Here is a 6,069-nt window from a genome sequence, read left to right as displayed (position 1 = left end):
CGCGCCTCAAAGACACTCGAAATGCTCCAGATCACACTCGACATCTTCCTCGCAAGAAAACGCCTCGCGAGTCCAACATGAACACTCCCCCTTGAGGGGGAGATGCCCGGCAGGGCAGAGGGGGGTAAGCCTCATCTATCATCGGCAATTGTGCTTGCCGCACCGTCGCCACCCCCCTCTGTCGCTTCGCGACATCTCCCCCTCAAGGGGGGAGATCAGTGGGAGATTGCCGCAGCCGTCTCTCTTTTCTTCGGGACGCTCAGAACTCCTCCCAGCTCTCCACCTTCAGCGCCGTGTTGCCGGCGAAGCGGGGGCGGGCTTGCGGGGCGGGCTGCGCCTGGCGCGCCGGCTGGCCGAGGGTGAAGCGGCCGATCAGGCGGCGCAGCTTTTCGGCCTGCGCCACCAGCGTCGCGGAGGCGGCGTTGGTTTCCTCCACCATGGCGGCATTCTGCTGGGTCGTTTGGTCCATCTGGTTGACGGCCGTGTTGATCTCCGAAAGCCCGACGGATTGTTCGCGGGCGGAAACGGCGATCGCCTCCATATGCTGGTTGATCGTCGCGACGAAGCCGCCGATCGATTGCAGCGCCTCGCCGGTCTCGCTGACGAGCTTGACGCCGTTGCGCACCTCGGCTTCGGAATTGCGGATCAGCTCCTTGATCTCGCGCGCCGCCTGGGCGGAGCGCTGGGCAAGCTCGCGCACCTCCTGCGCCACGACGGCAAAACCCTTGCCCGCGTCGCCCGCGCGTGCCGCTTCCACGCCGGCATTGAGCGCCAAGAGGTTGGTCTGGAAGGCGATCTCGTCGATCACGCCGATGATGCTGGAAATCTGGCTCGACGACTGTTCGATGCGCTGCATGGCGTTGACCGCATTGGCGACGACGTCGCCGGAGCGGGCGGCCGAACCGTTGGCCTGCGCCGCCACCGTGCGGGCCTCTTCCGCCCGGCGCGTCGAATTCGTCACGTTGGCGGTGATTTCGTCGAGGGCGGCTGCGGTCTCCTCCAGCGAGGCAGCCTGCTGTTCCGTGCGCTTGGACAGCGCGTCGGCGCCGGTGCTGATTTCCCGCGTGCCGGTGTCCATCTCGTCGACCGATTGCGCGACGGCGCGCAGCGCCTCGCCGAGCTGCCCGACCGCCGAGTTGAGGTCGCTGCGCAGCGCGTCGAAATCCGGCGCGAAGGGTTCGTTCAGCTCGAAATCCAGTTCGCCGGCCGAAAGCCGGCGCAGGCCCGCCGCAAGGCCGGAGGTCGCCTGGCGCAGGCGCTGCTGGGCGGCCGCCTCGGCCTCCTCCTGCAGGCGCACGCGATCGGCCTCCACCTGGAGACGCGTCGCCTCGGCCTGCTGTTCCAGGCTATGTTTGTCGATCGCCGACTGGCGGAAGACCTCCACCGCGCCAGCAATGCTGCCGATCTCGTCGCGGCGGGCGCGGAAGGGCACCTCGAAATCCGTCACGCCGCGCGCGAGCGTCTGCATGATGGCGGTGATCGCGTTGAGCGGGCGCGACACGCCGGCAAGGATAATCCAGAAGGAGAGGGCGGAGACGGCGAGCGCCACGGCGCCGAAGATCGCAAGCAGCAACAGGTTGAAATCCTTGGTGGCGCCGGCCTTGGCGAATTCTTCCTCGCCCACGCGGATCTGGAGGTCGATCAGTGCGGCGACATAGGTGCCGATCGGGTCGATCGTCGGGTAGAGCCGGGTTTCCACATAGGCGTCGAGCGCCGCCTTGTCCTTCGCCTGCATGATCTTCAAGAGGTCGTCGATGCTGCCGGCCTGCTTCTGCATTTCCGCGGTCATCTGCCGGGCGAGGCCGCTTTCCTCGGCGGTCAGGTAGGTCGCGGCATAGGCGTCCCAGAGCTTCTGGATGGTGGCGACCGCCTCGGCGTTCAGCCGATGGCCTTCCTCCCAGGATAGCGCGCCGCTGCGCACCTTGTGCGCCGTGTCGACGATGTTGACCGCATAGAGATCGCCGACCTTCTTGAGGCTCGCGGCCGGCACCAGCCGGTCGACGACGATGGTGCTCATCGAGGCCGACATGGCATTGAGCACGAGATAGGTGGAGAGAATGGCGCCGGCGAGCAGCAGCGTCAGAAAGAGCGTCACGGCACCGAGTTTCGTCGATATCTTCATGGAAAGGCCCTGCTTTTCGGGAATCCGGGGGGTGCTCGAACAGTATTATAATTTTGTTTAGCTTCTATTAAATTTAGAATTATCTAACTTTAGTTGAGTGCACCCGAGGCCAGTCGCGCAGGCGCTGTAATTTGCCTGTTCCATCTGGAACAGCGCGCCCCTCAGCGATGTGGGAAAGTCTGATCACTGGATGAGAGAGGCTCATCCCCCAGAGATCAGGAGAAACTTCCATGCGCAAGATCATCATTTCCGCCGCCATCGCAGCCGTCGCCGCCATCTCCTTTGCCGCCCCCTCGCAGGCCGGCTATTACAGCTACGGCTACAAGCCGCACTGCTTCATCAAGAAGGTGAAGTCCTACGATTACTACGGCAACGTCATCATCAAGAAGATCAAGGTCTGCAAGTAAGCGTCCCAGGCACAGACCTTGTGCGAAGGCCCGGAGCCCCAGCCTCCGGGCCTTCTGCCGTTTTCCCTTGTCATTAGAAAAATAGAGACTATATTCTTTCTCATGAAAGGAGATGGTCCCATGCAGCGCAAACCCATACCGCAGGCCAATGCAGAAGGCACTGTGCTCACCAAGGCGGCCGTCAGCGCGGCGGACCGGCTGGGGCTGACGGCGCGCATCCTCTCGGCGGTCATCGGCGTTTCGGAAGCGACGGTGTCGCGGCTGAAGCGGCAGGACGTGCTGTTGGAACGCGGCACCAAGCCCTTCGAGCTGGCCGTGCTGCTCGTGCGCCTGTTCCGCTCGCTCGATGCTATTACCGGCGGCGACGAGGGTGTCGCGCGTGCCTGGATGACGGCGGAAAACACCGCGCTCGGCGCCCGCCCTGTCGATCGTATCATCTCCATTTCCGGTCTTGTCGATGTCCTTGCCTATCTGGACGCCCGCCGCGCTCTCGTCTGAGGCGCGGCCCTTCTCGGGTCCCGTCTGGCGGTTCGTCGAGGCGCAGCACCGCGTATCGACGCTGAAGCTCGTCGATACGCTGGAGGAGCAGGCGCTGCTGGAGGACATCCTGGAGGAGAGCAAGCCGGTGCTGCCGCCGGAATGCGCCGGCCTCGACTACCTGCTCGCCACGCCCTTTCGTTATGGCGCGGTCTATCCGCACGGCTCGCGCTTCCGCAGGGCAGGGCGCACGCTCGGCGTCTATTATGCCGCGCTGTCGGTGGAGACGGCGCTGTCCGAAATGGCCTTTTACCGCCTGCTGTTCTTCGCCGAATCGCCCGCGACGCCGCTGCCGGCCAACGCAGCCGACTACACCGCTTTCTCCGCCGCGATCGGCACGGAGCACGCCATCGACCTCACCACCCCGCCGCTCGACCGCGACGCGGCGCTGTGGGCGCACCCGACCGACTACGCCGCCTGCCAGTCGCTGGCGGACGGCGCGCGGGCGGCGGGCGTGGGCGCCATCCTCTACCGCTCGGTGCGCGACCCCGCGGCCGGCACCAACATGGCGCTGCTCACCGCCACCGCCTTCGCCCAGCCCAAACCGGTGGAGCGCCAGACCTGGCGCATCCGGCTGTCGGCGCTCGGCGTGCAGGCTTTGTGTGATCACCCGCCACGCCGCATCGGCTTTTCCCGCGAGGATTTTCGCGCCGACCCACGCATCAGCTGAGGGCCGTGATTTCCGGGCGAGGGGCGCGCATATTGCATTGGACGGTGCCTTTCTCCCCTTCTCCCCGCGGGGAGAAGGTGCCGGCAGGCGGATGAGGGGGATGCCGAAGGCGCAAAGGCTCGATCCGAACCACCCCCCCTCATCCGACCCTTCGGGCCACCTTCTCCCCACGGGGGAGAAGGGGATGTGGCAACGGTTTCCTTCTATCGGCAAGGGGAGATGCAGGAAGCTCGCGAACGGCTCACGCCGACAAGGCGGCCTCGGCGAAGAACTCCTCCGGCCCCTCCACCTCGATCAGCCGCCGCTTCTCGATCACCCAGAAGCGGTTCGCCACCGCGCGCACGAAGGCGCGGTCGTGCGAGACGAACAGGCAGCTTGCCTCGCGCGCCGTCAATTCCCGCTCCAGCGCTTCCTGCCCCTCGATGTCTAGATGGTTGGTCGGCTCGTCGAGCAGGTAGAAGTTCGGGTTGGTGAGCCTGAGCACCAGCATGCCGAGCCGCGCCTTCTGCCCGCCGGAAAGCAGGCCGATCGGCCGCCCCTGCATCTCGATCGAAAGGCCGGCGCCCGCAAGGAGGCTCCGCGCCTTCTGATCGCCGACATCGAAGCGGTGGATGATCGTGCCATGCGGCGTCTCGCTGTCCGAGAGATCGGAAAGCGACTGGTCGCCATAACCGAGCACCAGCGACGGCGTCGCCTTGATGCCGTGATGGTTAGCCCCCGCCGCCTCGACCGCCTGGCGCAGGAGCCGCACCAGCCGCGTCTTGCCGGCGCCGTTCGGGCCGAGCAGCACGATGCGGTCGCCCTGGCAAATGAATTTCTGGCCGGTGCGAAAGAGCGGCGTGCCGTCCGGCGTCTCGACCAAAGCATCTTCCAGCGTCACCAGCACCTTGGCATGGGTGCCGCGGTTGGCGAGCCGGATCGCGCCGGCGGAACGCTCCAGATGCGCGGGTTTCGCGGTCTCCTCGATGCGCTCCGCCCGTTCCTTGAGCTGCTTGGTCTTCACCACCAGCAGGTCGCTGCCGGAGTTGATGCCGATATTGTTGAGCTTGGCCGCCTGCTGGCGAAGCTGCTGCGCCGCCTTCATGTCCTTCTCGAAGCGCTTCTCTTCCGCTGCATCCATCTCGTCCAGCGCCGCCCGGGCGCGGGAATAGGGCAGCGCAAAGAGCTGCGAGCGTTCGGGGCGCAGGAACAGCGTGCGGTTCGTCACGGCATCGAGGAAGGCGCGGTCGTGGCTGGAGATGACGACCGGCATGTCGCGCGGCAGCGTCGCAAGCCACGCTTCCAGCCGGGCGATCTTGGTGAGGTCGAGATGGTTGGTCGGCTCGTCGAGCAGCAGCACGTCCGGCTCGCCGACGCGCACGCGGGCGATCAGCGCGATGCGCTGCCAGCCGCCGCTGAGTTTTGCGAGCGGCCGGTCCCGCAATTCTTCCGGCACCTCAAGCTCTTCCAGCGTGACATCGGCCCGCCAGCTTTCGCTTTCCTGCTGGTCCGGCGAAAGTGCGGCGAGCACCGCCTCGCGAAAGGTGAGGCCGTCGAGCCCGGCGGGCAGGTTCTGCTCCATATGGCCGAGCGTCAGCCCGCGGGCGCGAAAAATCTCGCCCGTCGTCGGCTCGAAGTCGCCGGTGATGCATTTCAAAAGCGTGGATTTGCCCCGCCCATTGGCGGCGACGAGTCCAATGCGGTCGCCGGCGGCGACGGAGAGGGTGAGATTGGCAAAGAGGGGGGTGGACAGCGTGACGTCGAGCGCACGGATGGTGATGAGCGACATGGGAGTTCTCTGGTCTTTCAGGGCCTCTGGCGGCGCGGCATTCAGCCGTCAGTCACGCACAAAGGCTCAAGGGTAAATGACGCGGCAAACCGCGTCGCCGGAAAGGCAGACCAGAAGGAAAAGTGTTCGTTCCGATCAGCCCTGCAAACGCATCTGCAGGGCACGACCAGGGCCATGCGTGCGATTAGGCAGGAAGTCGATCTTCACGCGCAGCCCCTCTCTTACGTGTTGCGAACTAGGGGTATGGGTAGCATTGGAGGGGGGAATTGGCAACGGGGGCGGGTTTAACCCGCAGATACCCCCCTCTGCCCTGCCGGGCATCTCCCCCCCTCAAGGGGGGGAGTGTTTACACGGAACGCTTTTGAGGTTCTGCTATGGGGGTGATTTGCGTGGAGGCAGGTGATGGATTGCCCGGGCTGTGGTGGTGTCGATCTGATGAAGCGCGGCAGCAAGGCCGGCCATCAACGCTATCGATGTCGCGCCTGCGGCCGCTATAGCACCGACAGTCAGCCCCGGTTTAGCGCGAAGACCAAGGCCATGGCGATCGAGATGTACATGAATAGCA

General features: G+C 65.4%; 6 protein-coding genes. 4 read left to right on the top strand and 2 right to left on the bottom strand.

Features of this window, described 5'->3' with window-relative positions; all coding sequences use genetic code 11:
* Positions 1-259 precede the first annotated feature (259 nt).
* On the bottom strand, positions 260-2,122 hold the full coding sequence (locus GB927_RS34035) for a methyl-accepting chemotaxis protein (protein WP_256121561.1): 1,863 nt from the start codon (positions 2,120-2,122) through the stop codon (positions 260-262).
* A 230-nt stretch (positions 2,123-2,352) separates the two neighbouring features.
* Here GB927_RS34035 and GB927_RS34030 point away from each other — a divergent pair, with 230 nt between their 5' ends.
* The 3 genes from GB927_RS34030 (at position 2,353) to GB927_RS34020 (ending at position 3,736) form a co-directional block, all read left to right on the top strand.
* Positions 2,353-2,529, top strand: coding sequence for a hypothetical protein (locus tag GB927_RS34030; RefSeq protein WP_256121560.1), 177 nt, complete (start codon positions 2,353-2,355; stop codon positions 2,527-2,529).
* Between the two features lie 120 nt (positions 2,530-2,649).
* The gene (locus tag GB927_RS34025) at positions 2,650-3,027 is read left to right on the top strand and encodes an MbcA/ParS/Xre antitoxin family protein (protein ID WP_256121559.1); all 378 of its coding nucleotides are present in this window, start codon (positions 2,650-2,652) and stop codon (positions 3,025-3,027) included.
* The gene (locus GB927_RS34020; protein WP_256121558.1) at positions 2,987-3,736 is read left to right on the top strand and encodes an RES family NAD+ phosphorylase; all 750 of its coding nucleotides are present in this window, start codon (positions 2,987-2,989) and stop codon (positions 3,734-3,736) included. The genes GB927_RS34025 and GB927_RS34020 overlap by 41 nt, the downstream gene beginning before the upstream one ends.
* Before the next feature lie 241 nt (positions 3,737-3,977).
* Here the strand turns inward: GB927_RS34020 and GB927_RS34015 are convergent, their stop codons facing one another.
* Positions 3,978-5,504, bottom strand: a complete 1,527-nt coding sequence (locus tag GB927_RS34015) for an ABC-F family ATP-binding cassette domain-containing protein (RefSeq protein ID WP_256121557.1) — start codon at positions 5,502-5,504, stop codon at positions 3,978-3,980.
* A gap of 402 nt (positions 5,505-5,906) precedes the next feature.
* Between GB927_RS34015 and GB927_RS34480 the strand changes: the two genes are divergently transcribed.
* Positions 5,907-6,069 (top strand): IS1/IS1595 family N-terminal zinc-binding domain-containing protein (locus GB927_RS34480; RefSeq protein WP_369431784.1); only part of this gene is annotated, 163 nt, incomplete at its 3' end.

The organism is Shinella lacus, assembly GCF_010994755.1.
GTDB classification, from domain to species: Bacteria; Pseudomonadota; Alphaproteobacteria; order Rhizobiales; family Rhizobiaceae; genus Shinella; species Shinella lacus.
This window is presented reverse-complemented; position numbering and strand designations above follow the sequence as displayed.

Coding starts and splice junctions, on each gene's coding strand:
- GB927_RS34035 (WP_256121561.1), bottom strand. CDS start 2,122: ATGAAGATATCGACGAAACTCGGTGCCGTGACGCTCTTTCTGACGCTG.
- GB927_RS34030 (WP_256121560.1), top strand. CDS start 2,353: ATGCGCAAGATCATCATTTCCGCCGCCATCGCAGCCGTCGCCGCCATC.
- GB927_RS34025 (WP_256121559.1), top strand. CDS start 2,650: ATGCAGCGCAAACCCATACCGCAGGCCAATGCAGAAGGCACTGTGCTC.
- GB927_RS34020 (WP_256121558.1), top strand. CDS start 2,987: ATGTCCTTGCCTATCTGGACGCCCGCCGCGCTCTCGTCTGAGGCGCGG.
- GB927_RS34015 (WP_256121557.1), bottom strand. CDS start 5,504: ATGTCGCTCATCACCATCCGTGCGCTCGACGTCACGCTGTCCACCCCC.